This window comes from Nesterenkonia cremea (assembly GCF_014642675.1).
Taxonomy (GTDB): domain Bacteria; phylum Actinomycetota; class Actinomycetes; order Actinomycetales; family Micrococcaceae; genus Nesterenkonia; species Nesterenkonia cremea.
Map to the genome: position 1 here is coordinate 175,136 of NZ_BMIS01000002.1, position 26,825 is coordinate 201,960.

The window sequence follows — 26,825 nt, forward strand, 5'->3', positions numbered from 1 at the left end:
AGGAGACACAGATGACGTACCGCGAGCATGAGGGACCCTACTTCGGCGACTACGGCGGGCGATGGATGCCCGAGTCCCTGGTGGCCGCCCTCGACGAGCTCGAGGAGACCTTCCGCAAGGCCAAGGCCGATCCGGTCTTCGCCGAGGAGTTCCAGGCGTTGTCCCGGGACTACACCGGACGGCCCTCCCTGCTGACCGAGGTGCCGCGCTTCGCTGCGGAGGTCTCGGGCCGCGAGGACGGTGCGCGCATCTTCCTCAAGCGCGAGGACCTCAACCACACCGGCTCCCATAAGATCAACAACGTGCTGGGCCAGGCTCTGCTGGCCCGCCGGATGGGTAAGACCCGGCTGATCGCCGAGACCGGCGCCGGCCAGCACGGCGTGGCCACTGCCACCGCCGCCGCCCTGATGGGCATGGAGTGCGTGGTCTACATGGGCGGTGCCGACACCCGCCGCCAGGCGCTGAACGTGGCGCGGATGCGTCTGCTCGGCGCCGAGGTCATCCCGGTGGAGCACGGCGCGAAGACGCTGAAGGACGCCATCAACGAGGCCCTGCGCGATTGGGTGGCCAGCGTGGATAACACCCACTACGTCCTGGGCACTGTGGCCGGGCCGCATCCCTTCCCTGAGATGGTCCGCTACTTCCACCAGGTCATCGGCGAGGAGGCCCGTGAGCAGATCCTCGAACTGACCGGGAGGCTTCCCGACGCCGTGTCCGCCTGCGTGGGCGGCGGCTCCAACGCCATCGGCCTGTTCCACGGCTTCCTGGACGACGAGTCCGTGGCCATCTACGGCTATGAGGCCGGCGGCGACGGCATCGAGACCGAACGTCATGCCTCGGCCATCACACTGGGCCGCTCCGGGGTGCTGCACGGTGCACGCTCCTACCTGATGCAGGACGCGGACGGCCAGACGGTGGACTCCCACTCCATCTCGGCTGGACTGGACTACCCCTCGGTGGGGCCTGAGCACGCCTACCTGGCCGACGCCGGCCGTGTGACCTATGAGCCCGTCACCGACGCCGAATGCATGACCGCTTTCGAGCAGCTCTGCCGCACCGAGGGCATCATCCCGGCCATCGAGTCCTCCCACGCCCTGGCCGGTGCAGCACGGCTGTCCGCCTCCTGGGGCGCCGAGGGTGCCGATAAGACCATCATGGTCAGCCTCTCCGGCCGCGGGGACAAGGACGTGGAGACCGCCGCACGGTGGTTCCAGATGCTCCCCGGGCAGGATGACGCCCCCGAGCAGGACGAGTCCGCGGCCCAGGCCGCCGAGGCACCGCAGACAGGAGTGCAGAGTTGAAGACCGCTGACGCTATCGACCGGGCCAAGGCCGAGGGCCGCCGCGCCTTCATCGGCTACCTGCCCGCCTGCTATCCCGATCTGGCCACCAGTGTGGAGGCCGCCGTGCAGCTGGCGGAGAACGGCGCGGACATCATCGAGATCGGTGCTCCCTACTCGGACCCGGTCATGGACGGCCCGGTCATCCAGCAGGCCACCACGGAGGCGCTGGGCAACGGCTTCCGCATCGCGGAGCTCTTCGAGGTGGTCCGCCAGGTCACCGAGCGGACTGAGGCCGCCGTCGTCGTGATGATCTACTACAACCTGATCGACCGCATGGGTGCTGAGGAGTTCGCGCGCAGCCTGGCCGAGGCCGGGGGAGCGGGAGCCATCACCCCGGACCTCATCCCGGATGAGGCCGCCGACTGGATGGCCGCCACGGAGAAGTACGGTCTGGACCGCATCTTCCTGGCCGCCCCCACCTCCTCGCCGCAGCGTCTGCATCGCATCGCCGCAGACTCCCGGGGCTTCGTCTACGGGGTCTCGCTGATGGGCGTGACGGGTAAGCGCGCCGCTGTCTCCGACGCCGCCGAGCGCGTGGTCGAAGGCACCAAGGCCGCAGGCGCGGAGCGCGTGTGCGTGGGCCTGGGCGTCTCCACCCGTGAGCATGTCGAGGAGATCGGGCGCTACGCCGACGGTGTCATCGTGGGATCCGCACTGGTGGCCGCGCTGCGCGACGGCGGCCCTGAGGCAGTGGGCACGCTGACGGCCGAACTGACCGGGAGGTCTTCATGAGCCAGGAGGCATCAGCCCCGCAGCGCCCCCGACTGCGGGAGAGCTTCACGGGGCGGACCGCCTTCATCGTGGTGGCCGTCGGGTCAGCCGTCGGCCTGGGCAACATCTGGCGCTTCCCCTACGTCACCTATGAGAACGGCGGCGGCGCCTTCCTGATCCCGTATCTGGTGGCGCTGCTGACTGCGGGTCTGCCGATCCTGCTCTTCGACTATGCGATCGGCTACCGCTTCCGGGGATCTCCCCCGCTGGCCTTCAAACGGCTGCACCCCAAGGCTGAGGCCATCGGCTGGTTCCAGGTGGGCATCTGCTTCCTGATCGCCATCTACTACGCCGCCATCGTGGCCTGGGCCGCCATGTACACCTGGTTCTCACTGACCCAGGCCTGGGGCGACGACGCCGCCGGCTTCTTCTTCGGCGAATACCTCCAGTACGACGAGGGCGGCACCGCCGGGACCGGAATCTCGGTGGACTTCGTGGCCCAGGTGGGCTGGCCGCTCATCGTGGTCTGGCTGATCCTGCTGGCCGCGCTGGCCGCAGGTGTGCGCAAGGGCATCACCCGGATCTCACTCATCGGCCTGCCGGTGCTTCTGCTCATGTTCGTGCTGCTGGTGGGCTACTCGCTGACCCTGGAGGGTGCGGTGGACGGCCTCAACGCGCTGTTCACCCCGGAGTGGTCCGCCCTGTCGGACCCGACCGTGTGGATCCAGGCCTACGGCCAGATCTTCTTCAGCCTGTCGGTGGGCTTCGGCATCATGATCACCTACGCCTCCTACCTGAAGAAGAGGTCCAATGCCTCGGGCTCCGGTCTGGTGGTGGGCTTCTCCAACTCCTCCTTCGAGCTGCTGGCCGCCATCGGCGTCTTCGCCGCCCTGGGCTTCCTGGCCGCAGGCGCTCCGCTGGACGAGGTGGCGGAGTCCGGGCTGGGCCTGGCCTTCATCGCCTTCCCGACCATCATCGCCGAGGCCCCGGCCTCGGCCCTGCTGGGCGTGCTCTTCTTCGGCTCCCTGGCCATCGCCGGACTGACCTCGCTGATCTCCATCATGGAGGTCGTGGTCTCCTCGGTGAAGGACAAGACCGGCTGGTCCCGCCCGCTGGCAGTGGCCGTGGCCGGCGGCTCCGCCGCCGTGGTCTCGGTGACGCTGATCGGCGGCGTCTCCGGACTGACCATCCTGGATGTGGTGGACGCATTCTCCAACAACATCGGCATCGTCAGCGCCGCCCTGGTGGCCGTCTTCCTGGTGACCTGGGTGTTCCGCCGCATGGATGTGCTGGCCGAGGGACTCAACGCCTACGGCTCCTTCCGTGTGGGCCCGGTGTGGAAGGCCCTGATCGGCGTCGTGCTGCCGGTGGTCCTGGGCTACCTGCTGATCCTGGATGTGCAGGACAAGGTCCAGAACGGCTATGAGGGCTATGACAGCTGGGTGCTGGGCACCTTCGGCTGGGGCGCCCTGGCGCTGATGCTCGTGCTGGCCGTGGGCATGAGCCTGCTGCGCTGGAACACCAGCTCAGCCATGCACCTGGAGAACCCCGAGACTGAGGAGGCCGCCTGATGGATGCTGCTGCCGTCATCATGATGATCGTGGCTCTGGTGACTGTCTGGGGAGGGCTGATCGGAGCGATCGTGCACCTGGCTCGGAACCCTGACGAATCCTGAGAAACCCTCCGGGAGGAACTGATATGTTGACGGCCATGATCACTGCTGGCTTCCCTGCACCACCCACCGACGGCGTCGACGTCTTCGGACCGTTGAGCATCTCCTTCTATGCCGTCTGCATCCTCATCGGTGCGGCTCTGGCGGTCTGGTTGGCCGGCAGGCTCTGGGAGTCCCGCGGGGGTACCAAGGAGAACGTCTTCGACGCCACCATCTGGGCAGTCCTGCTGGGCTTCCTCGGTGCGCGGCTGTACCACGTGATCACCTCGCCGGACGCGTACTTCGGCCCCGAGGGAGAGATCTCCCGGATCCCCGAGGTCTGGAACGGCGGCCTGAGCATCATCGGCGCGGTGATCTTCGGCGCCCTCGGCGTCTGGATCGCCTGCCGCCGCTACGGCATCCGCTTCGGCGCCTTCACCGATGTGCTGGTGCCCGGCGTGCTGCTGGCCCAGGCCATCGGCCGCTGGGGCAACTGGTTCAACCAGGAGCTCTACGGCGCCCCGACCACCCTGCCCTGGGGCCTGGTCATCGACACCTCCCAGCGCCACCAGCCGCTGCCGCTGGGGGCGGGCTCCGAGACCGCCTTCCACCCGACCTTCTTCTACGAGTTCGCCTGGAACCTGATCGGCGTCGCCGTCCTGCTGTGGCTGTTCCAGCGCTTCCAGTTCAAGACCGGCCTGCTCACCTGGTCCTATGTGGCCTACTACGCGCTGGGCCGCTTCTGGATCGAGAGCCTGCGCTACGACGAGCTGGCCAAGTCCACGCAGTTCCCGCTGAGCGAGTTCGGCATCGACTGGCGTCTGAACCAGATCATCATGCTCGTGGTCTTCCTCATCGCGATGGTCATGCTGGCTCGCCTGTGGTCCCAGCGTCCGCGCACCGATGAGGAGCTGCAGGAGGAGCTGCGCATCTACCTCACCGAGGAGGAGAAGAAGTCCGACGACTCCGAGACCGAGGACGTGGGCGAGGAGGAGGAAGAGGGCTCTGACGATGACTCCGAGACCTCTTCATCATCTTCCACATCCTGAGATTCGATTTGCCTCACCCGTCCCGGGCGAGGAGGATAAATCTGATCAGGAGCCGCAAGGAAGCGTAGACTGGGCTAGACCCGTGCCCGAATGCTCCGAAGACTTGAGGGAGTCGCACCCACCGTCGTCCCCTCCCCATCGCCGTTCGCATGCGGAGGAAGGAATAGCGCCATGTCCGCTGAGGTCCTGTCTGATGAGAATGTCATCAGCCCCTTTGTGCGCTTTGCCGCCTATCCCGAGAAGGCGGGTCTCTACGACCCGGCCAATGAGCACGAGAACTGCGGCATGGCCGCCATCGCCACACTGCGTGGCGAGCCGGGCCATGACATCGTCGACCACGCCCTGGTCGCGCTGCGCAACCTGGAGCACCGAGGAGCTGTGGGTGGTGACGTCGGCACCGGTGACGGTGCGGGCCTGCTGACCCAGATCCCCGATGAGTTCTTCCGCGCCGTGGTGGACTTCGACCTGCCCGCAGCAGGGGAGTACGCCGCCGGCACCGCCTTCCTGCCGCAGTCTTCCGCCGAGCGCGAGCAGATGGCCTCCTCCCTGGAGGACATGGTCGGTGAGCAGGGCCTGAAGGTCCTGGGCTGGCGAGAGGTCCCCATCGACTCCTCGATGATCGGCACGCTGGCCAAGGAGTCCATGCCGCACTTCCGGCAGCTCTTCCTGGCCCTGGCCGATGAAGACTCCCCGGAGTTTCAGGAGTCCGCCTCCGGGTCCTTGGACCAGCGGGCCTGGCGCCTGCGCAAGCGTGCGCAGAACCGCCTGGGCGTCTACTTCCCCTCGCTGTCCTCGCAGACCATCGTCTATAAGGGCATGCTGAGCACTGCGCAGCTGGAGCCGTTCTTCCCGGACCTCTCAGACCAGCGCTTCAAGACCACGTTGGGCATCGTCCATTCACGGTTCTCCACCAACACCTTCCCGTCCTGGCCGCTGGCGCAGCCCATGCGCAACATCGCCCACAACGGCGAGATCAACACGGTCAAGGGCAACCGGAACTGGATGCGTGCTCGTCAGTCCATGATGTCCTCGGAGCTGCTGGGGGAGGACCCGGAGTACCTCTTCCCGATCTGCACCCCGGGCGCCTCGGACTCCGCCTCCTTCGACGAGGCCGCCGAGCTGCTCATGCTCTCCGGGCGCCCCCTGTCCCAGGCCATGCGGATGATGATCCCGGAGGCCTGGGAGAACCACAGCACCATGGACCCGAACCTGCGGGCCTTCTACCGCTACCACTCCATGCTCATGGAGGCCTGGGACGGCCCGGCCGCCATCGCCTTCTCTGACGGTAGGCAGGTCGGTGCGGTGCTGGACCGCAACGGTCTGCGCCCGGCCCGCTATTGGGTCACCGACGACGGCCTGGTGGTCATGTCCTCAGAGGTGGGCGTCATCGACATCGAGCCCTCCACCGTGGTCCGCAAGGGCCGCGTGGCACCGGGCATGATGTTCCTGCTCGACACCGTCGAGGGACGCATCATCGAGGATGACGAGATCAAGTCCGAGTTCGCCTCCGCCCAGCCCTGGCAGGACTGGGTGGATGAGAACCTGATCGATCTCAAGGAGCTGCCCGAGCGCCTGCACGTCCGCCATCCGGCGGAGTCCGTGCGGCTGCGCCAGCAGACCTTCGGCTACACCCACGAGGAGCTCAAGGTCCTGATCGGCCCGATGGCCTCCACCGGCGCCGAGCCGTTGGGTGCCATGGGGACCGACACCCCGATCGCTGTGCTGGCCGACCGCCCGCGGCTGCTCTTCGACTACTTCATCCAGAGCTTCGCCCAGGTGACCAATCCGCCGCTGGACGCCATCCGCGAGGAGCTGGTGACCTCACTGGGCCTGCACATCGGGCCCAACGGCAACCTGCTGACCAATGACCAGGTCAAGGCCAAGCAGGTGGCCCTGGACTTCCCGGTGATCGACAACGATCAGCTGGCCAAGATCTCCAACATCCGCAACGACGAAGGCCAGAAGATCGCGATGAAGGTCCGCGGCCTCTACCGGGTGGGCAGCTCCGAGGAGGAGTTCCGCCAGCGGATCCGCGAGATCTGTGAGAAGGTCTCGGCCGCGGTGAACCGCGGAGTCAGCTACATCGTGATCTCCGACCGCGACTCCAATGCGCAGTGGGCCCCGATCCCGTCGATGCTGCTGCTCTCGGCCATCCACCACCACCTGCTGAAGTCGGCCAACCGCACCCGTGCCTCGCTCATCGTGGAGGCCGGTGACGTGCGCGAAGTCCACCATGTCGCCTGCCTGATCGGCTACGGCGCAGCAGCGGTGAACCCCTACCTGGCCATGGAGACCGCAGAGGACATGGTCCGCCGCGGCGAGATCAACAACGTCTCCGAGTCCCAAGCGGTGCACAACCTGCTCACCGCACTGGGCAAGGGTGTGCTGAAGATCATGTCCAAGATGGGCATCTCCACGGTGGCCTCCTACTGCGGCGCCCAGACCTTCGAGGCTGTGGGCCTGGCCCAGCACGTGGTGGACCAGTACTTCTCCGGCACACACTCGCCCATGGGCGGCGTCGGGCTGGATATCCTGACCAAAGAGATCCAGGAGCGCCACGCCAAGGCCTATCCGCCGGACGGCAACGATCTGGGCCGCGGGGACGAGCTGGAGGTCGGCGGCGAGTACCAGTGGCGCCGCGAGGGCCCGCCGCATCTGTTCAACCCGGAGACCGTCTTCAAGCTGCAGCACTCCACGAAGTCGCGCCGCTACGACATCTTCAAGCAGTACACCGAGTCCGTGGACGAGCAGTCCGAGGCGCTGATGACCCTGCGTGGGCTGCTGAAGTTCAAGGCCAAGCGGGATCCCATCCCGATCAGCGAGGTCGAGCCGGTCTCCGAGATCGTCAAGCGCTTCAACACCGGTGCGATGAGCTACGGCTCCATCTCCCAGGAGGCGCACGAGACCCTGGCTGTGGCCATGAACCGGCTGAAGGCACGCTCCAACACCGGTGAGGGCGGCGAACACCCGGCCCGCCTGGTGGATCCGGAGCGCCGCAGCGCGATCAAGCAGATCGCCTCGGGCCGCTTCGGCGTGACCAGCCAGTACCTGACCCACGCAGACGACCTGCAGATCAAGATGGCCCAGGGAGCCAAGCCCGGTGAGGGCGGCCAGCTCATGGGCAAGAAGGTCTACCCCTGGGTGGCCGAGACCCGTCACTCCACCCCCGGCGTGTCCCTGGTGTCCCCGCCGCCGCACCACGACATCTACTCCATCGAGGATCTCGCACAGCTGATCTATGACCTGAAGCGTTCCAACACCGACGCCCGGGTCCACGTGAAGCTGGTCGCGCTCAACGGTGTGGGCACTGTGGCCGCCGGTGTGACCAAGGCGAAGGCCGACGTCGTGCTGATCTCCGGCCATGACGGCGGCACCGGCGCCAGCCCGCTGAACTCGTTGAAACATGCCGGCGCCCCCTGGGAGCTCGGCCTGGCCGAGGCTCAGCAGACGCTGATGCTCAACGGTCTGCGCGAGCGCGTCACCGTGCAGGTGGACGGTCAGCTCAAGACCGGCCGCGATGTGGTGATCTCCGCGCTGCTGGGCGCTGAGGAGTACGGCTTCGCCACCGCCCCGCTGGTGGTCTCGGGCTGCATCATGATGCGCGTCTGCCATCTGGACACCTGCCCGGTGGGTGTGGCCACGCAGAACCCCACGCTGCGTGAGCGTTACACCGGCCAGGCCGACCACGTGGTCAACTTCTTCGAGTTCGTGGCCCAGGAGGTGCGCGAGTACCTGGCGGAGCTCGGCTTCCGCAGCCTGGACGAGGCCATCGGCCACATCGACTCCCTGGACATGGACGATGCCAAGCGGCATTGGAAGACCGAGGGGCTGGACCTGGACTCCGTGCTCGGCGGCTACGACCCCGAGGACCCGGTGACCTCGCAGATGCTGCGGCGCACCGCAGGACAGGACCATGAGCTGGAGAAGCACTTCGACATGGCGCTGATCGAGCAGGCTCAGGCGGCCATCCGCCAGGGCCAGCCGGTGCACCTGGAGTCCAAGGTGATCAACACCGACCGTTCCGTGGGCACTATGCTCGGCCATGAGGTCACCAAGGCCCAGGGCCTGAGCACGTTGGAGAACAACACCATCACCGTGGACCTGCATGGGGAGGCCGGCCAGTCACTGGGCGCCTTCCTGCCCCACGGTGTGACGCTGCGGCTCTCCGGCGATGCCAACGACTATGTCGGCAAGGGCCTCTCTGGCGGACGGATCGTGGTCCACCCGGATCCGGCCGCGCCGCTGACTGCGGAGGACAACGTGATCGCCGGCAACGTGCTGGGCTACGGCGCGACCTCCGGCGAGATGTTCCTGCGTGGCCAGGTCGGCGAGCGCTTCCTGGTCCGCAACTCCGGTGTGACCGCAGTGGTGGAGGGCATCGGCGACCACGGCTGTGAGTACATGACCGGCGGTCAGACGCTGATCATCGGCCCCACCGGCCGGAACTTCGGCGCCGGCATGTCCGGCGGCACCGCCTTCGTCCTGGACTTCGAAGAGCAGAAGCTCAACGCTCAGGCACGGACCAAGGGCGATCTGCTGCTGCTGACCCCGGATGAGGAGGACCGGCAGATCGTGCTGGACCTGCTGCGTCGGCATGTCGAGGAGACCGGTTCCGAGGTGGCCGAGCGGCTGCTGGCCGATCCTGATGACACTTTCTCACGCATCACCAAGGTGCTCCCGCGCGACTACGACGCCGTGCTGCGCGCCCGGTCCGAGGCCCTGGATGAGGGCATGGACCCCGACAGCGATGAGGCATGGCAGAAGATCCTGGAGGTGACCCGTGGCTGATCCGCGCGGCTTTCTGAAACATCGTGAGCGTCAGAGCAGGCCCTCACGCCCGGTTCCGGTGCGCATCATGGACTTCAACGAGGTCTATGAGCGCAATGAGCGGGGCCTGGTCCAGACCCAGGCCAGCCGGTGCATGGACTGCGGCATCCCGTTCTGCCACACCGGCTGTCCGCTGGGGAACCTGATCCCCGAGTGGAACGACCTGATCTGGCGGGACCAGTGGGAGGAGGCCTCCTCCCGACTGCATATGACCAACAACTTCCCAGAGTTCACCGGACGGGTCTGCCCCGCTCCCTGTGAGACCTCCTGCGTGTTGGGCATCAACCAGCCGGCGGTGACCATCAAGCAGTCTGAGGTGGAGATCGCCGATGAGGCCATCTCCCGCGGCTATGTGGAGCCGGTGCTGCCACAGCGGCTGACCGGCAAGACCGTGGCCGTGGTCGGCTCGGGCCCGGCCGGCCTGGCCGCCGCCCAGCAGCTGACCCGCGCCGGTCACACGGTGGCCGTCTATGAGCGTGACGACCGCCTGGGCGGACTGTTGCGTTATGGCATCCCTGACTTCAAGATGGAGAAGCAGCACGTCGACTTCCGCATCGACCAGATGCAGACCGAAGGCACGCGCTTCTACACCTCCACCGAGATCGGTGCGGACATCACCTGGGATTCCCTGGGGGAGAGCTATGATGCCGTCGTCGTGGCCACCGGCGCCATGGTCCCGCGCGACCTGCCGGTCCAGGGCCGCGGCCTGAGCGGTGTGCATTTCGCCATGGAGTACCTGGTGCAGTCCAATAAGGCGGTGGCCGGAGACGAGGTCCCGGACCAGATACACGCCGAGGGCAAGCATGTGGTCGTCCTGGGCGGGGGCGACACCGGTGCCGACTGCATCGGCACCGCCCACCGCCACGGCGCGAAGTCGGTGACCACACTGGCCATCGGCAAGGAGCTGCCCACGCAGCGTCCCGAGCATGAGCCCTGGCCCATGGACCCGCGGGTCTTCGAGGTCTCCAGCGCCCATGAGGAGGGCGGTGAGGTGAAGTGGCTGGCCTCCACGGTGGAGATGCTCGGCGATGAGAACGGCAACGTCCGTGCGCTCAAGGTGGCCGAGACCCAGTACAACGAGGACGGCTCCCGCACGCCCAAGCCGGGCACGGAGAAGGAGATCCCTGCGGATCTGGTCCTGCTGGCCCTGGGCTTCACCGGAGCCGAGCAGCAGACCCTGACCTCGCAGCTGGACGTGGAGTTCGCCAAGCGCGGCAACATCGAGCGCGCGGAGGACTACCAGACCAATGTTGAGGGTGTGTTCTCGGTGGGCGATGCCGGCCGCGGAGCCTCCCTGGTGGTCTGGGCGATCGCTGAGGGCCGGGCCGTGGCCAAGGAGGTCGACGAGTTCCTCGAGGGCTCCTCGCGGCTGCCGGCTCCGGTCAAGCCCAGCGACCAGCCGATTTCCCTGTCTGCTTGATAGGGTCGTGCTGAAAGACACACTGGCCCAGCGTCGTGCCGGAACTTTCTGAGACATCACCCCTCGAAGCAATCCGGAAAAGACAAGGTGAGGCATGAGACACGCCAAGATCGTCGCGACCTTCGGGCCGGCTACTGCCGGCTATGAGATAACCCGCCAGCTCATCGAAGCAGGCGTCGACGTCGCACGGGTGAATATGAGCCACGGCGACTACACCGTCCACGAGGCGACCTACAACACCGTGCGCGAGGTCTCCAAGGATCTGCGCAAGGCAGTGGCGCTCTTCGCTGACCTGCAGGGTCCGAAGATCCGCCTGGGTCGCTTCGAAGACGATGCCAAACATGAGCTGGCGGTGGGCGACCGGTTCACCATCACCACAGAGGACATCAAGGGGACCAAGGAGCGGTGCTCCACCACCCTGAAGACTCTGACCCAGGACGTCGCCCCCGGCGACACCCTGCTGATCGATGACGGCAAGGTCTCGCTGCAGGCCCTGGAGGTCACCGACACCGATGTGATCACCGAGGTGGTCGTGCCGGGCCCGGTCTCCAACAACAAGGGGATCAACCTGCCCGGAGTCGCCGTCTCCGTCCCTGCGCTCTCGGAGAAGGATGAGGAGGACCTGCGCTGGGCCCTGCGCACCGGCTTCGACATGATCGCGCTGAGCTTCGTCCGCGACGCCGCCGACATCGAGGCCGTGCACCGCATCATGGATGAGGAGGGCCGCCGCGTCCCCGTCATCGCCAAGGTCGAGAAGCCACAGGCCGTGGATGCGCTTCAGGACATCGTGGACGCCTTCGACGCCATCATGGTCGCCCGCGGCGATCTGGGTGTGGAGCTTCCGCTGGAGGAGGTCCCGGTGGTGCAGAAGCGAGCTGTGGAGCTCGCCCGCCGCTGGGCCAAGCCGGTCATCGTGGCCACCCAGGTCCTGGAGTCCATGATCGACAACCCGCGCCCCACCCGTGCGGAGGCCTCTGACTGCGCCAACGCAGTCCTCGACGGCGCCGATGCGGTCATGCTCTCCGGTGAGACCTCTGTGGGCAGGTACCCGGTCCGCACGGTGGAGACCATGTCCAACATCATCCGGACCACTGAGGTGAAGGGTCTGGAGCGCATCCCGCAGCTGGGCACCCGCCCCAAGACCCGCGGCGGTGCGATCACCCGTGCGGCCAACGAGATCGCCGAGACCCTGGAGATCGACTACCTGGCCACCTTCACCCGGTCGGGCGATTCGGCCCGGCGGCTGTCCCGGCTGCGCCCGATGCAGCCTGTCTTCGCCTTCACCCACGTGGAGCACACCCACAACGTCCTCTGCCTGAGCTGGGGCGTGCAGCCCCGCTGGGTGGACTTCGCCGGGCACACCGATGAGATGACCGCCCAGGTGGACCAACAGCTGCTGGAGGAGGGCATCGCTCAGCCGGACGACCTGGTGGTCATCGCAGCCGGTTCGCCTCCGGGCCAGGCCGGCACCACCAATATGCTCAAGGTGCACCGCATCGGTGACCTGCCCGAGAACCAGGACATCGAGTCGCTGCGCCGCGGCGATGTGCCGCCTCCGAACAAGGAGCCGGTGGGGCCCTGGCCCGCTCAGAGTGCCGCAAGTGCGCGATAGACAGCAGAACAGCTGATTGAAGCTCCCCCAGCATCTCGCGCTATGCTGGGGGAGCTTCATGCCCGAATGGCGGAATCGGTAGACGCGCTCGACTCAAAATCGAGTACCTCAGGTGTGTGGGTTCGAGTCCCACTTCGGGCACCGACTGCCACGCAGACCGAAGGAGAACCGTGAGCGAAGAGCAGCAGGAGGCGCAGGCCCCTGAGGACAGCGCACCCCAGGGCCGGCGGGTCCTCGTCGCCGAGGACGAGACGCTGATCCGCCTCGACATCGTGGAGATTCTCACCGGCGCCGGATACGAGGTCGTCGGGGAGGCGGACAACGGGGAGAAGGCTGTGGAGCTCGCTCGCGAGACCACACCGGACCTGGTGGTCATGGACGTGAAGATGCCTGTCATGGACGGCATCTCTGCGGCCAGGACCATCGCCGAGGAGCGGATCGCCCCGGTAGTCATGCTCACCGCATTCTCCCAGCGCGACCTGGTCGAGTCCGCCCGTGAGGCCGGGGCCATGGCCTATGTGGTCAAGCCCTTCAGTCAGAACGACCTGATCCCGGCCATTGAGGTGGCCGCTGCTCGGTTCGACGAGATCCGGGCGCTGGAGGACGAGGTCACCTCGCTGGCCGATAAGTTCGAGACCCGCAAGCTGGTGGACCGGGCAAAGTCGGTGCTGACCTCCAAGATGGGGCTCTCCGAGCCCGAGGCATTCCGGTGGATCCAGAAGACCTCGATGGACCGGCGTCTCTCTATGCGAGAAGTTGCGGAGACGGTCATCGATCAGATGGGCTGAGGGATAGAATCGGCCTATGGCCGAGAGCACCCCAGAGTCCACCGCACCGTTCACCCCTCCCACCCCTGTCACCGGGCCCTCCTCGCCGGAGAAGCCGCGCAGCTGGCAGGTGACCGACGGTTACACCCGGGCCCCGGCCCGCGGCATGCTCCGCGCCGTCGGCATGGGCGACGACGACTGGTCCAAGGCCCAGATCGGCATCGCCAGCTCCTGGAACGAGATCACCCCCTGCAACCTCTCCCTGGACCGCCTGGCCAAGGCCTCCAAGGAGGGTGTGCACGCCGGTGGGGGTTACCCACTGGAGTTCGGGACCATCTCGGTCTCCGACGGCATCTCCATGGGCCACCAGGGGATGCACTACTCCCTGGTGTCCCGTGAGGTCATCGCCGACTCCGTGGAGACCGTCATGCAGGCCGAGCGCCTGGACGGCTCCATCCTGCTGGCCGGCTGCGACAAGTCCCTGCCCGGCATGCTCATGGCCGCGGCACGACTCAACCTCTCCAGTGTCTTCCTCTACGCCGGCTCCATCATGCCCGGCACCGCCCGCTTCTCCGACGGTTCGGAGAAGGAGGTCACCTTGATCGACGCTTTCGAGGGCGTGGGCGCCTGCGCCCGCGGCACGATGAGCGAGGCCGATCTGGACGTCATCGAGCGCGCCATCTGCCCCGGCGAGGGCGCCTGCGGCGGCATGTACACCGCCAACACCATGGCCTGCATCGGTGAGGCCTTGGGCATGTCCCTGCCCGGCTCGGCCGCACCGCCCTCGGCGGACCGCCGCCGCGACCACTACGCGCATAAGGCCGGCGAAGCCGTGGTGGAGCTGCTGCGCCAGGGCATCACCACCGGAGACATCCTGACCAAGAAGGCCTTCGAGAACGCCATCGCGGTGACCATGGCCTTCGGCGGCTCCACCAACGCTGTGCTGCACCTGCTGGCCATCGCCCGCGAGGCCGGCGTGGACCTGGAGCTGGAGGACTTCAATCGCATCGCGGACCAGGTCCCGCACCTGGGCGACCTCAAGCCCTTCGGCCAGCATGTGATGGCTGATGTGGACAAGGTCGGGGGAGTGCCGGTGGTCATGCGTGCCCTGCTGGATGCCGGACTGCTCCACGGCGATGCCCTGACGGTGACCGGAAAGACCGTGGCGGAGAACCTCGAGTCCATCAACCCGCCGGACATCGACGGCACCATCATCCGCAACCTGGACAATCCCATGCACCGCAACGGCGGCATCGCCGTGCTGCGCGGTTCCCTGGCGCCGGAGGGGGCGGTGGTGAAGTCCGCGGGCTTCGACGCCGAGGTCTTCGAAGGCACCGCTCGGGTCTTCGAGCGGGAACAGGCCGCGCTGAAGGCCCTGGAGGAGGACAGGATCCAGGCCGGCGACGTCGTCGTCATCCGCTATGAGGGCCCCAAGGGCGGCCCAGGCATGCGCGAGATGCTCGCCATCACCGGTGCCATCAAGGGAGCCGGACTGGGCAAGGACGTCCTGCTCATCACCGACGGCCGCTTCTCCGGCGGCACCACCGGGCTGTGCATCGGCCACATCGCCCCGGAGGCGGTGGACGGCGGCCCCATCGCCTACATCGCCGACGGTGACACCATCCGGGTGGACATCGCCGGCCGCAGCATCGAGCTGCTGGTGGAGGAGTCCGAGCTCGAGGCCCGCCGGCAGAGCCCGGGCTGGGAGCCGCTGCCGCCGTATGTGACCACCGGTGTGTTGGGCAAATACGCCAAGCTGGTCCGCTCGGCCGCAGAGGGTGCCTACTGCGGCTGAGCGGCCCGTCCGCACGCCATAGGGGCCTCAGGGTCCACATCATGAGACGCCCATGCCGGGTGTTGACACGTATCACACCTGCGGGAATGATCGTAGACATGCGCCAGCAGCTAGTCGTAGTGGTACCCGTCATTCGCCCCGCCGGGGAATGAGCGGACCGTTGCACATGCACTGACGCGCTTGCGATCGTTCACCCCGGCACGAGGGCCCCTGACCAGGGACTCCGACAGCCGGGGTTTCGTCTGTGCAGGGGCAGATAGGGATTGAGGCTATGTTGACGACCACCACCACCGATGCACGGCTCTACGGCCCAGGGCGCACTGTGGCGCCCGAGGAGGTCACCGGATCCCAGGCCATCATCCGCAGTCTGGAGGAGCTCGGGATCACCGATGTCTTCGGCATCCCCGGCGGGGCCATCCTGCCCACGTACGACCCGCTCATGGACTCCTCGACGATCAATCATGTGCTGGTCCGCCACGAGCAGGGCGGCGGCCATGCCGCTCAGGGCTACGCCATGGTGACCGGAGAGGTGGGCGTGTGCTTCGCGACCTCCGGACCCGGGGCCACCAACCTGGTGACTCCGCTGGCCGACGCGAATATGGACTCTGTGCCGATGGTGGCCATCACCGGACAGGTCAATGCTCAGGTCATCGGCACCGACGCGTTCCAGGAGGCCGACATCGTCGGCATCGCCACGCCGGTCACCAAGCACGCCTTCCTGGTGACCGACGCCGACGACATCCCGCAGATCATGGCGGAGGCCTTCCACCTGGCCTCCTCCGGGCGTCCGGGTCCGGTCCTGGTGGACATCACCAAGTCCGCCCAGACCGCGAAGACCACCTTCTCCTGGCCGCCGAAGCTGGAGCTCAACGGTTATAAGCCGGTCACCCGCGGCCACGCCAAGCAGGTCCGTGAGGCGGCCAAGCTGATCCAGGACAGCCGGCGTCCGGTCTTCTACATCGGCGGCGGCATGATCAAGGCCGAGGCCGCTGAGGAGTTCCGCGAGCTGGCCGAGACGGTGGGCGCACCGGTGGTCAACACTCTGATGGCCCGCGGCGCCTTCCCTGACTCCCATGAGCTCAACGTGGGTATGCCGGGCATGCACGGCACCGTCTCCGCCGTGGCCGCCCTGCAGAAGTCCGATCTGCTGATCACCCTGGGTGCCCGCTTCGACGACCGCGTCACCGGGCAGCTGGACAGCTTCGCCCCGGAGGCCAAGGTCATCCACGCCGATGTGGACCCCGCGGAGATCTCCAAGAACCGGCTGGCCGATGTGCCGATCGTCGGCTCGCTCAAGGAGATCGTCCCGGAGCTGAAGACCGCCTACGAGGACGTCGTCGCCAAGGAGGGCGAGCCCGATCTGAACGCCTGGTGGCGTCAGCTCAGCCGCATCCGCGACACCTACCCGCTGGGCTGGACGCCGCCGGAGGACGGCAACATCGCGCCTCAGCAGGTGATCCAGAAGATCGGCGAGGCCGCAGGGCCGGAGGCGGTCTATGTGGCCGGCGTCGGGCAGCATCAGATGTGGGCGGCCCAGTTCATCGACTATGAGCGTCCGCGGCAATGGCTGAACTCTGGCGGACTGGGCACGATGGGCTACTCCGTGCCGGCCGCCATGGGTGCCGCCGCCGGCAACCCCGGCCGCACAGTCTGGGCCATCGACGGCGACGGCTGCTTCCAGATGACCAACCAGGAGCTGGCCACCTGCGCGATCAACAACATCCCGATCAAGGTCGCCGTGATCAACAACTCCAGCCTCGGCATGGTCCGCCAGTGGCAGACCCTGTTCTACGAGTCCCGCTACTCCAACACGGATCTGAACACGGCGCTGAACCCCGACGGCGACGAGGTCGTGCGCATCCCCGACTTCGTGAAGCTCGCCGAGTCCTACGGCTGCGTGGGGCTGCGCTGTGAGCGTGAGGAGGACCTCGACGACGTCATCGCCCAGGCCATGGCCATCAACGACCGCCCGGTCGTGGTGGACTTCGTGGTCAGCCGTGACTCCATGGTCTGGCCGATGGTCCCGGCCGGAGTCAGCAACAGCGACATCCAGGTCGCCCGGAACATGACCCCTGACTTCGACGAGGAGGAATAAGGTGAGTGCTGTGAACCAGAGCCAAGGCTCCCCGGCCCCGGGGGCGGTCCAGCGCCGCACCCTCTCCGTGCTGGTCGAGGATGTCCCGGGCGTGCTGTCCAAAGTCTCCGGGCTCTTCTCCCGGCGTGCCTTCAACATCCATTCCCTCGCCGTGGGGCCTTCGGAGATCGAGGGCCTCTCACGCATCACCGTGGTGGTGGATGCCGACGCCGAGCTTCTCGAGCAGATCACCAAGCAGCTCAACAAGCTCATCAACGTCATCAAGATCATCGAGCTGGCACCGGCGAACTCGGTCCAGCGCGATCACCTGCTGATCAAGGTCAAGGCTGACTCGCCGACCCGTCTGCAGGTGACCCAGGCCGTGGATCTCTTCCGCGCCAAGATCGTGGACGTCTCAGTGGACTCTCTCACCATCGAGGCCACCGGCGCTCCCGATAAGCTCAACGCACTGCTCGAGGTCCTCGAGCCCTACGGCGTGCGCGAGATCGTCCGTTCCGGGACGCTTGCGATCAGCCGCGGCTCGAAGTCCATGACCGACCGCGCACTGCGCTGAAACACTGCAATAGTCAGCAAGACGAACTGAGGAGATCTCGAAGTGACTGACCTCTATTACGACGACGACGCCGACCTCTCGGTCCTCTCCGGCAAGAAGGTCGCCGTCATCGGATACGGCTCCCAGGGCCACGCCCACTCCCTGTCCCTGCGCGACTCCGGTGTGGACGTCGTCGTCGGCCTGAAGGAGGGCTCGAAGTCCAAGGCCAAGGCCGAGGAGCAGGGTCTGACCGTCAAGCCGGTGGCCGAGGCCGCCAAGGAGTCCGACGTGATCATGATCCTGGTGCCGGACCAGCACCAGGAGAGCGTGTACCAGCAGGAGATCGCCCCCAACCTGGAGGCGAACAACGTCCTGCTGTTCTCCCACGGCTTCAACATCCGTTTCGGCTTCATCAACCCGCCGGAGGATGTCGACGTCGCCATGGTCGCCCCGAAGGGCCCGGGCCACGTGGTCCGCCGCGAGTATGAGGCAGGCCGCGGCGTGCCCGCGCTGATCGCCGTGGAGCAGAACCCCTCCGGCCAGGCCAAGGACATCGCCCTGGCCTACGCCAAGGGCATCGGCGGCACCCGCGCCGGCGTCATCGAGACCACCTTCACCGAGGAGACCGAGACCGATCTGTTCGGTGAGCAGGCAGTGCTCTGCGGCGGTGCCTCCCAGCTGGTGCAGTACGGCTTCGAGACTCTGACCGAGGCCGGCTACAAGCCGGAGATCGCCTACTTCGAGGTGCTCCACGAGCTCAAGCTCATCGTGGACCTGATGGTCGAGGGCGGTCTGACCAAGCAGCGTTGGTCCATCTCCGACACCGCTGAGTTCGGCGACTACGTCTCCGGCCCCCGCGTGATCTCCCCGGAGGTCAAGGAGAACATGAAGGCAGTTCTGGCCGACATCCAGTCCGGCGCCTTCGCCCAGCGGTTCATGGACGACCAGCGCGCAGGCGCCAAGGAGTTCGAGGAGCTGCGCAGGAAGAACGAGTCGCACCCGATCGAGCCCACCGGCCGGGAGCTGCGCAAGCTGTTCTCATGGATCAACGACCAGGAGGACGACTACACCGAAGGCAACGCCGCACGGTGAATGCCTAAGATAGTGGGGGTCGGTCTTCGGACTGGCCCCCACTCTTCTTCGTCAGACCCCCAGAACACCGCCGCTACCACGAAGGAACTCCGTTGAGCACTCGCCCCGTCGTCGTCCTCGCTGAGGAACTCTCGCCCGCCACCGTCGAGGCCCTCGGGCCGGACTTCGAGATCCGTCAGTCCGACGGAACCGACCGCGCCCGCCTGTTCGCCGATCTGGCCGATGCGGATGCGGTCATGGTCCGCTCCGCCACCCAGGCCGACGCCGAGGTCTTCTCCCAGGCTCCGCGCCTCAAAGTCGTCGCCCGCGCCGGTGTGGGACTGGACAACGTGGACGTCAAGGCTGCGACGGAGGCCGGCGTCATGGTGGTCAACGCGCCCACCTCCAACATCGTCTCCGCCGCGGAGCTGACCTGCGCCCACATCCTGGGCCTGGCCCGGAACATCTCTCCGGCGCATGAGGCGCTGAAGGCAGGGGAGTGGAAGCGCTCCAAGTACTCCGGCGTGGAGCTGCAGGACAAGGTGCTGGGCGTGGTCGGCCTGGGCCGCATCGGCGGTCTGGTGGCCGAGCGTATGAAGGCCTTCGGCATGGAGATCATCGCCTTCGATCCCTACGTGACCTCAGCCCGCGCCCACCAGCTGGGCGCCCAGCTGGTCACGCTGGAGGAGCTCTACGAGCAGGCCGATGTGGTCACCGTCCACATGCCCAAGACCCCTGAGACCATCGGGATGATCGGCCCCGAGCAGTTCCGCACCATGAAGTCCTCCGCCTTCGTGGTCAACGTGGCCCGCGGCGGCCTCATCGACGAGGAGGCCCTGGAGACTGCCCTGGAGGCCGGTGAGATCGGCGGTGCCGCGATCGACGTGTTCTCCGCCGAGCCCTCCACGGACCTCCCCTTCTTCAGCCGCGAGAACGTGGTGGTGACCCCGCATCTGGGCGCCTCCACCGCGGAGGCCCAGGAGAAGGCCGGCGTCTCCGTGGCCAAGTCGGTGCGTCTGGCGCTGGCCGGCGAGCTGGTGCCGGATGCGGTGAACGTGGCCGGCGGCGCCATCGACGAGCTGGTCCGCCCGGGCATCCCGCTGATCGAGAAGCTGGGCCGGGTGCTCAACGCCCTGGCCTCCGATGCCTTCACCGATGTGGAGACCGAGGCGGCAGGCGAGATCGCTGAGCTCAACGTCTCCGCCCTGCAGCTGGCAGCTCTGAAGGGCCTGTTCACCGATGTGGTCTCCGAGCAGGTCTCCTACGTCAACGCTCCGGTGCTGGCCGAGCAGCGTGGGATCGCCACCCGGCTGACCACCACCAGCGAGGTGGAGGACTACCGCAATGCGCTGACCGTGCGCGGAGCCACCTCCTCGGGCACCAACCTGGAGGTCCGGGGCACTCTGACCGGGCCCAAGCAGATCGAGAAGATCGTGGGCATCAACGGCTACGACCTCGAGGTGACTCTGACCGATCACCTGGTGATCTTCGAGTACGCGGACCGCCCCGGCGTCGTCGGCGCACTCGGCCGGATCCTGGGGGAGAAGGGCGTGAACATCGCCGGGATGCAGGTCTCGCAGAGCGCCAAGCAGGGCAGCGCCTTGGCCGTGCTGGCCGTCGACGCCGCACTTCCGACCGGTGTGCTCGAGGAGATCAGCGCCGAGGTCGGCGCCACCCTGGCCGCTGAGGTGGATCTGGAGGAGCATCAGTGAGCAAGCCGTCCTACTACATGACCACCGCGATCACCTACCCCAACGGTGAGCCGCATATCGGTCACGCCTACGAGTACATCTCCGCCGACGTGATGGCCCGCTTCAAGCGGATCGATGGCTACGACGTCCGCTTCCTCACCGGCACCGATGAGCATGGCCAGAAGGTCCAGCAGACCGCGGAGAAGGAGGGGATCACCCCCTACGAGCTGGCCACCCGCAACGCGCAGGCCATCAAGACGGTGGATGATGAGGTGCTGGGCATCTCCTACGACCGCTTCATCCGCACCACCGATGAGGACCACTACGAGGCCTCCCAGGCGATCTGGCGCCGCATGGTCGACGCCGGGGACATCTACCTGGACACATACGCCGGGTGGTACTCGGTGCGCGATGAGCGCTTCTTCACCGAGGAGGAGACCGAGGTCCGCGAAGACGGTGAGCGCTACGCCGCCGAGACCGGCACCCCGGTGACCTGGACCGAGGAGGAGTCCTACTTCTTCCGACTCTCGAAGTACACCCAGCCGCTGCTGGACTTCTACGCCGCGAACCCGGACTTCGCGGGTCCGCGCTCCCGCTTCAACGAGGTCATCCGCTTCGTGGAGCAGGGCTTGGAGGACCTCTCCATCTCCCGGACCACCTTCGACTGGGGTGTACCGGTGCCCAAGGACCTCACCGAGGGTGAGACCAGCCTGGACCACGTCATGTACGTCTGGGTGGACGCTCTGACCAACTACTTGACAGGCGCCGGCTTCCCCGAGGTCGACTCCGAGGCCTTCGGCCGCCGCTGGCCCGCGGACCTGCACATCATCGGCAAGGACATCTCCCGGTTCCACTGCATCTTCTGGCCGGCCTTCCTGATGAGCGCGGGGCTGGATCTGCCCAAGCGTGTGATGATCCACGGCTTCCTGCACAACGCCGGCGAGAAGATGTCCAAGTCCGTGGGCAACGTCGTGGCACCCGCGGCCTGGACCGAGACCTACGGCCTGGACGCGGTCCGCTTCTTCCTGCTGCGTGAGTTTCCCTACGGCCAGGACGGCTCCTACACCCACGACGCCGTGGTGGGCCGGAAGAACTCCGACCTCGCCAACAATCTGGGCAACCTCGCTCAGCGCAGCCTTTCGATGATCGTGAAGAACTGCGAGGGCGCGGTCCCGCAGCTCGGTGAGCTCACCGAGGAGGACCGGGCGATCCTGGCCCAGGCCGAGGAGCTGCTGGAGATCTCCCGGAAGGCCTATGAGGTCCAGGACTTCCACCATGCGCTGGAGCGCACCTGGTTCGTCCTGGGAGAGGCAAACGCCTACTTCGCCGAGATGGCGCCCTGGCAGCTGAAGAAGACCGATCTGGAGCGCATGGGAACTGTGCTCTACGTGACCGCCGAGGTGCTGCGGAAAGTCTCCCTGCTGGCCCAGCCGGTGATGCCGACCTCGGCTACCAAGCTGCTGGACGCCCTGGGCGTGCCCGCATCCGGCGACGCCGGCGCCACCGACGCCTCGAACGAGGGCCCGCGCAGCTTCGCCGCCTTCGGTGAGGCCCTGGAGCCCGGCACCCCCATCGACAAGCCCGAGCCGGTCTTCCCCCGGCACGAGGACCCCGACGAGAAAGCTGAGGCCTGACCTATGGCAGAGCAGTTCGACATCGCTGTCATCCCTGGTGACGGCATCGGCCCCGAGGTCATCGCCGAGTCCCGCAAGGTCCTCGACGCCGTCCTGTCCGGCGTGGAAGCGCAGGTCAGCTACACCGAGTACTCCCTGGGTGCGGCCCACTGGCTTGAGACCGGCGAGACCCTCTCGGAGGAGACGCTGGAGAAGCTCAAGCAGCACAGCGCCATCCTCTTCGGCGCCGTCGGGGCCGACCCGTTGGACGCCCGGATCCCCTCGGGTGTGATCGAGCGCGAGCTGCTGCTGGGCCTGCGCTTCAATCTGGACCACAGTGTGAACCTGCGCCCCTCCCAGACCTTCCCCGGAGTCTCCACTCCGCTGGACGGCGAGGGCGACTTCGACTTCGTCGTGGTGCGTGAGGGCACGGAGGGCCCCTATGCAGGCAACGGCGGCCAGCTGCGCCGCGGCACGCCCCAGGAGATCGCCACCGAGGTCTCGGTGAACACCGCCCACGGTGTGCGCCGTGTGGTCCGGGACGCCTTCCTCCGGGCGCAGGAGCGCTCGAAGAAGCTGACCCTGGTGCATAAGAACAACGTGCTCACCTACGCCGGTGACCTGTGGACCCGCACCACCCGGGAGGTGGCCGAGGAGTTCCCCGAGGTCACCTGGGACTATATGCACGTCGACGCCGCCACCATCCACATGGTCACCGATCCGCAACGCTTCGATGTGATCGTCACCGACAACCTCTTCGGCGACATCCTCACCGATCTGGCCGCGGCGATCACCGGGGGCATCGGGCTGGCCTCCTCCGGCTCCATCAACGCCGAGGGCGTCTACCCCTCGATGTTCGAGCCGGTGCACGGCTCGGCACCAGACATCGCAGGCCAGCAGATCGCCGATCCTACTGCTGCGGTGCTCTCCTCGGCCCTGATGCTCGATAATCTGGGTCTGACAGAGGCTGCGCGCGCCGTGGAGCAGGCCGTGCATGCCCAGCTGACCGAATGGGCGCAGGCCGGCACCACCGGTCTGAGCACCGCCCAGCGCGGCGACGCCTTCGTCGCGAAGATCAAGGAGACACTGTGAAGTTCGACGTCGTTCCCCACCCGAACCCCACCGACCCTGCGCAGATCGTCGAGGTGCTGAAGAACCCCGGATTCGGGACCAACTTCAGCGACCACACGGCGGTGATCGACTGGACCGCAGAGGCCGGGTGGCAGAACGCGCGTGTGGAGGCCTACGCCCCCATCACCCTGGACCCGGCGGCGGCCGTGCTGCACTACGCCCAGGAGGTCTTCGAGGGGATGAAGGCCTACCGCCACAGCGACGGCGGCATCTGGACCTTCCGTCCCTTCGCCAATGCGGCCCGGATGAACAGGTCCGCCCGTCGCATGGCGCTGCCGGAGCTGGATGAGCAGGACTTCGTCCAGTCCCTGGAGCAGCTGGTCTCCGCGGACCGAGACTGGGTCCCCTCCGGTGAGGGGGAGGCCCTGTACCTACGTCCCTTCATGTTCGCCTCCGAGGCCTTCCTGGGCGTGCGCCCGGCCAAGGAGATCTCCTACCGGGTGATCGCCTCACCGGCGGGCAACTACTTCGGCGGCGAGCTCAAGCCGGTGAAGATCTGGGTCTCCCGCGATTACGTCCGGGCAGCTCCCGGAGGCACCGGTGCAGCCAAGACCGGCGGCAACTACGCCGGCTCCCTGCTGCCGCAGCAGCAGGCCGCGGAGAAGGGCTGCGACCAGGTCCTCTTCTTGGACCCGCTGCACGACAATGCCATTGAGGAGCTCGGCGGCATGAACGTCTTCCTGGTGACCGACGACGGCCGGATCATCACCCCGGAGCTCACCGGCACCATCCTGGAGGGCATCACCCGCGATTCGGTGCTGCAGCTGGCCCGGGACCGCGGCCTGACCGTGGAAGAGCGCCGCATCACTCTCGACGAGTGGGAGGCCGGCGTGAACGACGGCACCATCACCGAGGTCTTCGCCTGCGGCACCGCCGCGGTGATCACCCCCATCGGCGAGCTGCTGGACGGGGAGAAGACCATCGCCTCCACCGGCACCGGTGAGGTCACCCAGGCCATCCGCGAGGAGCTGCTGGGCATCCAGACCGGAGCGGTGGAGGACCGCCACGGCTGGATGCACCGCCTGGCCTGACCGTTCGGAGCTGAGCCAGGCGCGTTCGCCGACAAGTGCGCCACACCGACGCCTCACCGTGTGGGCGATAGACTGGCGGATATGCGCATTGCACGATTCGTCACAGACGCTGAACCGTCCTATGGCCTGGTCACAGGCGAGCCGGGGGAGGGGACCATCACCCAGCTCGTCGGCGACCCCTTCTACCAGGGCATCCAGCAGGTGCCCGGAGTGGAAGCCACCCATCAGCTGGAGGATGTCCGGCTGGTGGCGCCGATCATCCCGCGGTCCAAGGTGATCGGCGTCGGGAAGAACTACGCCGACCACGCGAAGGAGATGGGCGGCGAGGCTCCGGTCTCCCCGCTGCTGTTCCTGGTGCCCAACACGGCGGTCTCCGGACCCAATGAGCCGGTGACCCTACCCTCCTTCTCCGAGGAGGTCAGCTATGAGGCCGAGCTGGCCGTGGTCATCGGCCGCATCTGCAAGGACGTGCCGGTGGAGCGCGTGCCGGAGGTCATCTTCGGATACACCGTGGCCAATGATGTGACCGCTCGGGACGCCCAGCGCACCGACGGCCAGTGGGCCCGCGCCAAGGGCTTCGACGGCTCCACCCCGCTGGGTCCGTGGATCGAGACCGAGCTGGACCCGGAGGATCTGACCATCATCGGCCAGCTCAACGGCGAGACCGTCCAGGACGGCACCACCGCAGACATGATCTTCGGCGTCCCCGAGCTCATCTCCTACATCTCCCAGGCCTTCACGCTGCTGCCCGGCGATGTCATCCTCACCGGCACTCCGGCCGGTGTGGGGCAGCTCGGCGCGGGTGACCGCTTCGACGCCGAGATTGAGGGCATCGGCACCCTCACCAACCACTTCCGCAACTGAGACCGCTGACAGGAGCGATTTCCAAGATCATGACCACCCCCGTGGCTCCTCCGAAAGACATCCCCGCAGTCGACGCCAGCACCCCGGTGCGCGTGCGCTTCTGCCCCTCGCCCACCGGTCTTCCGCATGTCGGTCTGATCCGCACGGCGCTGTTCAACTGGGCCTACGCCCGGCACACCGGCGGCAAGCTGATCTTCCGGATCGAGGACACCGACGCCGCCCGGGACTCCGAGGAGTCCTACCAGATGCTGCTCGAGGCCCTGCGCTGGTTGGGCATCGACTGGGACGAGGGTGTGGAGGTCGGCGGCCCGCACGGCCCCTACCGGCAGTCTCAGCGCGATGACATGTACCAGGACGTGCTGGTCAAGCTGAAGGAGGCCGGCTTCGTCTACGAGGCCTTCTCCTCCCCGGAGGAGGTGGAGGAGCGCCATAAGGCCGCTGGGCGCGACCCCAAGCTGGGCTATGACAACTATGACCGGGAGCTGACCGAGGAGCAGAAGGAGGCCTTCCGGGCGGAGGGCCGCGAGCCGGTGCTGCGCTTCCGGATGCCGGAGGAGGACATCACCTTCACCGACCTGGTGCGCGGTGAGATCACCTTCGGCGCCGGATCCACCCCGGACTTCGTGGTGGCCCGGGCCAACGGCAAGCCGCTCTACACTTTGGTGAACCCGGTGGACGATGCCCTCATGGAGATCACCCATGTGCTGCGTGGTGAGGATCTGCTCTCCTCGACGCCGCGGCAGATCGCCCTGTACCGGGCGCTGCACGCTGTGGGGGTGGCTTCTCACATGCCGGCCTTCGCGCATCTGCCCTATGTGATGGGCGAGGGCAGCAAGAAGCTGTCCAAGCGCGATCCCGAGTCCAACCTCTTCCTGCACCGCGACCGCGGCTTCATCCGTGAGGGGCTGCTGAACTACCTGGCGCTGTTGGGCTGGTCACTCTCGGCCGATGAGGATGTCTTCACCGTGGAGCAGCTGGTGGAGAACTTCGACGTGGCCGATGTGCTGGGCAATCCGGCGCGCTTCGACGTGAAGAAGGCTGAGGCCATCAACGGCACGCATATCCGCCGCTTGGAGGCTCAGGACTTCCGCGACCGCCTGGTGCCCTACCTGCAGCAGCTGGAGCTGGTGGGTGAGGAGCTCACTGAGCGTCAGGGCGCTCTGCTGGACGGTGCTGCGCCGCTGGTCCAGGAGCGCATCGCTCTGCTGGCAGAGGGCGCGGACATGATGGCGTTCCTCTTCGTGGCCGATGAGGAGCTGGAGATCGACTCCAAGGCTTTCAGCGGGTTGGGGGAGAAGGAAGTGGTCCTGGAGACCCTGGATGCCTCCACGGCGGCCCTGGAGAGGCTCGGCGAGGCTGAGTGGACCACGGAGAAGATCGAGGAGGCTCTGCGGGAGGCGCTGATCGAGGGGATGGAGCTGAAGCCGCGCAAGGCCTTCGGCGCTGTGCGCTCGGCCGTCTCCGGGCGCAAGGTGTCCCCTCCGCTCTTCGAATCCATGGAGCTGCTGGGCCGCGGATCATCCCTGGCGCGACTGGCTCATTTCCGGGCCGAGGTCGTCGCTCGGGACTGATTTTGCATCTGCTGGGAAGTCTCGTGTAAAGTATTTATCCGTTGCTGGGGCG

19 protein-coding genes and 1 tRNA gene are annotated in these 26,825 nt (G+C 67.0%); all 20 read left to right on the plus strand.

Going from position 1 to position 26,825, the window contains the following annotated elements:
* Positions 1–11: 11 nt before the first annotated feature.
* Positions 12–1,301 (plus strand): tryptophan synthase subunit beta, encoded by a 1,290-nt coding sequence (gene trpB, locus IEW85_RS03080; RefSeq protein WP_188682664.1) that lies wholly within the window; start codon positions 12–14, stop codon positions 1,299–1,301.
* Positions 1,298–2,074: a tryptophan synthase subunit alpha gene (gene trpA / locus IEW85_RS03085; RefSeq protein ID WP_188682665.1), complete on the plus strand. Its 777-nt coding sequence runs from the start codon at positions 1,298–1,300 to the stop codon at positions 2,072–2,074. The genes trpB and trpA overlap by 4 nt, the downstream gene beginning before the upstream one ends.
* The gene (locus IEW85_RS03090) at positions 2,071–3,624 is read left to right on the plus strand and encodes a sodium-dependent transporter (RefSeq protein ID WP_188682666.1); all 1,554 of its coding nucleotides are present in this window, start codon (positions 2,071–2,073) and stop codon (positions 3,622–3,624) included. Before trpA ends, IEW85_RS03090 begins: the two co-directional genes overlap by 4 nt.
* On the plus strand, positions 3,624–3,728 hold the full coding sequence (locus IEW85_RS03095) for a methionine/alanine import family NSS transporter small subunit (RefSeq protein ID WP_188682667.1): 105 nt from the start codon (positions 3,624–3,626) through the stop codon (positions 3,726–3,728). The genes IEW85_RS03090 and IEW85_RS03095 overlap by 1 nt, the downstream gene beginning before the upstream one ends.
* A 23-nt stretch (positions 3,729–3,751) precedes the next feature.
* Entirely contained in the window at positions 3,752–4,753 is a 1,002-nt protein-coding gene (gene lgt / locus IEW85_RS03100) for a prolipoprotein diacylglyceryl transferase (RefSeq protein ID WP_188682668.1), read from the plus strand.
* Positions 4,754–4,924: 171 nt separating this feature from the next.
* Entirely contained in the window at positions 4,925–9,541 is a 4,617-nt protein-coding gene (gene gltB / locus IEW85_RS03105) for a glutamate synthase large subunit (RefSeq protein ID WP_188682669.1), read from the plus strand.
* Positions 9,534–11,000 (plus strand): glutamate synthase subunit beta, encoded by a 1,467-nt coding sequence (locus IEW85_RS03110; RefSeq protein ID WP_188682670.1) that lies wholly within the window; start codon positions 9,534–9,536, stop codon positions 10,998–11,000. Before gltB ends, IEW85_RS03110 begins: the two co-directional genes overlap by 8 nt.
* 94 nt (positions 11,001–11,094) lie before the next feature.
* Complete coding sequence (pyk, locus tag IEW85_RS03115; protein WP_188682671.1) at positions 11,095–12,612, plus strand: pyruvate kinase; 1,518 nt, start codon at positions 11,095–11,097, stop codon at positions 12,610–12,612.
* A 60-nt stretch (positions 12,613–12,672) separates the two neighbouring features.
* Positions 12,673–12,753, plus strand: a tRNA-Leu gene (locus IEW85_RS03120).
* 29 nt (positions 12,754–12,782) lie between these two features.
* Entirely contained in the window at positions 12,783–13,400 is a 618-nt protein-coding gene (locus IEW85_RS03125; protein WP_188682672.1) for an ANTAR domain-containing response regulator, read from the plus strand.
* 16 nt (positions 13,401–13,416) lie between these two features.
* Positions 13,417–15,174 carry a dihydroxy-acid dehydratase gene (ilvD, locus tag IEW85_RS03130; RefSeq protein ID WP_188682673.1) on the plus strand — a complete coding sequence of 586 codons (1,758 nt, stop codon included), beginning with the start codon at positions 13,417–13,419 and terminating at the stop codon, positions 15,172–15,174.
* A 271-nt stretch (positions 15,175–15,445) separates the two neighbouring features.
* On the plus strand, positions 15,446–17,269 hold the full coding sequence (locus IEW85_RS03135) for an acetolactate synthase large subunit (RefSeq protein WP_188682674.1): 1,824 nt from the start codon (positions 15,446–15,448) through the stop codon (positions 17,267–17,269).
* A 10-nt stretch (positions 17,270–17,279) separates the two neighbouring features.
* A complete protein-coding gene (ilvN, locus tag IEW85_RS03140; protein WP_188682965.1) occupies positions 17,280–17,822 on the plus strand; it encodes an acetolactate synthase small subunit in 543 nt (180 codons plus the stop codon).
* Between the two features lie 42 nt (positions 17,823–17,864).
* On the plus strand, positions 17,865–18,893 hold the full coding sequence (gene ilvC, locus IEW85_RS03145; protein ID WP_188682675.1) for a ketol-acid reductoisomerase: 1,029 nt from the start codon (positions 17,865–17,867) through the stop codon (positions 18,891–18,893).
* 92 nt (positions 18,894–18,985) lie between these two features.
* Positions 18,986–20,584 carry a phosphoglycerate dehydrogenase gene (gene serA / locus IEW85_RS03150; protein WP_188682676.1) on the plus strand — a complete coding sequence of 533 codons (1,599 nt, stop codon included), beginning with the start codon at positions 18,986–18,988 and terminating at the stop codon, positions 20,582–20,584.
* The gene (metG, locus tag IEW85_RS03155) at positions 20,581–22,197 is read left to right on the plus strand and encodes a methionine--tRNA ligase (RefSeq protein WP_188682677.1); all 1,617 of its coding nucleotides are present in this window, start codon (positions 20,581–20,583) and stop codon (positions 22,195–22,197) included. Before serA ends, metG begins: the two co-directional genes overlap by 4 nt.
* A gap of 3 nt (positions 22,198–22,200) precedes the next feature.
* The gene (locus tag IEW85_RS03160; RefSeq protein WP_188682678.1) at positions 22,201–23,268 is read left to right on the plus strand and encodes a 3-isopropylmalate dehydrogenase; all 1,068 of its coding nucleotides are present in this window, start codon (positions 22,201–22,203) and stop codon (positions 23,266–23,268) included.
* Positions 23,265–24,338 carry a branched-chain amino acid aminotransferase gene (locus IEW85_RS03165; protein WP_229658746.1) on the plus strand — a complete coding sequence of 358 codons (1,074 nt, stop codon included), beginning with the start codon at positions 23,265–23,267 and terminating at the stop codon, positions 24,336–24,338. The genes IEW85_RS03160 and IEW85_RS03165 overlap by 4 nt, the downstream gene beginning before the upstream one ends.
* An 81-nt stretch (positions 24,339–24,419) precedes the next feature.
* Entirely contained in the window at positions 24,420–25,202 is a 783-nt protein-coding gene (locus IEW85_RS03170; RefSeq protein WP_188682680.1) for a fumarylacetoacetate hydrolase family protein, read from the plus strand.
* 29 nt (positions 25,203–25,231) lie between these two features.
* On the plus strand, positions 25,232–26,773 hold the full coding sequence (gene gltX / locus IEW85_RS03175; protein WP_188682681.1) for a glutamate--tRNA ligase: 1,542 nt from the start codon (positions 25,232–25,234) through the stop codon (positions 26,771–26,773).
* The last annotated feature ends 52 nt before the right edge of the window (positions 26,774–26,825 follow it).

What these genes read in the sequence shown, in the direction of transcription:
- IEW85_RS03090 (WP_188682666.1), top strand. Translation starts at nt 2,071, where the DNA reads ATGAGCCAGGAGGCATCAGCCCCGCAGCGCCCCCGACTGCGGGAGAGC.
- IEW85_RS03160 (WP_188682678.1), top strand. Translation starts at nt 22,201, where the DNA reads ATGGCAGAGCAGTTCGACATCGCTGTCATCCCTGGTGACGGCATCGGC.
- IEW85_RS03170 (WP_188682680.1), top strand. Translation starts at nt 24,420, where the DNA reads ATGCGCATTGCACGATTCGTCACAGACGCTGAACCGTCCTATGGCCTG.
- IEW85_RS03095 (WP_188682667.1), top strand. Translation starts at nt 3,624, where the DNA reads ATGGATGCTGCTGCCGTCATCATGATGATCGTGGCTCTGGTGACTGTC.
- IEW85_RS03135 (WP_188682674.1), top strand. Translation starts at nt 15,446, where the DNA reads ATGTTGACGACCACCACCACCGATGCACGGCTCTACGGCCCAGGGCGC.
- gltX (WP_188682681.1), top strand. Translation starts at nt 25,232, where the DNA reads ATGACCACCCCCGTGGCTCCTCCGAAAGACATCCCCGCAGTCGACGCC.
- trpB (WP_188682664.1), top strand. Translation starts at nt 12, where the DNA reads ATGACGTACCGCGAGCATGAGGGACCCTACTTCGGCGACTACGGCGGG.
- lgt (WP_188682668.1), top strand. Translation starts at nt 3,752, where the DNA reads ATGTTGACGGCCATGATCACTGCTGGCTTCCCTGCACCACCCACCGAC.
- ilvD (WP_188682673.1), top strand. Translation starts at nt 13,417, where the DNA reads ATGGCCGAGAGCACCCCAGAGTCCACCGCACCGTTCACCCCTCCCACC.
- gltB (WP_188682669.1), top strand. Translation starts at nt 4,925, where the DNA reads ATGTCCGCTGAGGTCCTGTCTGATGAGAATGTCATCAGCCCCTTTGTG.
- pyk (WP_188682671.1), top strand. Translation starts at nt 11,095, where the DNA reads ATGAGACACGCCAAGATCGTCGCGACCTTCGGGCCGGCTACTGCCGGC.